At 69.6% G+C, this 963-nt stretch carries 1 pseudogene; it reads left to right on the forward strand.

The annotated features are described in order from the left end of the window. A pseudogene (locus ACSBPG_RS31930) lies at positions 1-963 on the forward strand (flagellin); the annotation flags it as partial.

Here is a 963-nt window from a genome sequence, read left to right on the forward strand (position 1 = left end):
GGCAAGAACCTGCTGGCCGGCAACGGCATGCGCCTCGACACCACGAGCACCTCGCGCGCCGCGGTCAACACCATCCAGGGCATCGAGAACGCCCGCGTCACCAACGTCGTCGCCACCGACACCTACAGCCTCCGCGTCAAGGGCGACGGCTCCATCGAGGGCAACGCCGGCGACATCAACGAGGCCGAGCGGGCGCACGGCCTGACCGGCCTGAAGCTGTCGGGCACCCAGAGCTCCTCGCTCGGCAACTTCTCCGACGTGTCGATCGAGGTGCGCGGCGCCACCGGCCGCGAGCGCTCGTTCATCGTCGGCGACGGCGCCGAATCGCGCACCATCACCTACTTCGACAACACGCAGGCGATCGCCGCCAACACCGCGACGACGGCCAAGTCGGGTGTCGCCCAGGTCACCAACGTCAACGTCTCCGGCACGATCGAGGAAGGCGACATCTTCTCGATCACCGTCGAAGGCCAGACCTTCTCCTACACCGCCACCGCCGACGACGTGGCGATCGGCGAGACGGCGTCGGCGAACATCGCCACCGCCCTGCGCAACTCGATCTCCACCGCGCTGGTGGGCGGCGGCCGCCTGTCGGGCACCAGCTTCGACGTGGCGTCGGTGACCGCCTCCGCCACCGGCACGCTGACCCTGACCGGCGCCACCACCGCCAGCGTGGCCCGCGAGATGAAGGTGAGCGCCACGGCCGAGAACGCGCTGACCAAGAAGATCTCGGAGAGCTTCGCCTCGGGCACCGTGGTGTCGTTCACCGTCGACCGCCGGCTGCTGGAGAAGGCGGCCAACGACGGCAACGGCACGTCGACCATCGAGAAGAGCGTCGACATCCAGATCACGGCGACCAGCCTCTCCGGCCAGCAGGTCACCCGTGACGGCACGGCGGCGCGCGGCAGCGGCAAGCTGTCGGACGGCGAGAACGCCTTCGCGTTCGACACCGGCACGGTGCGC

The sequence above is a fragment of the Azospirillum sp. ST 5-10 genome (assembly GCF_051225715.1).
Lineage (GTDB): Bacteria > Pseudomonadota > Alphaproteobacteria > Azospirillales > Azospirillaceae > Azospirillum.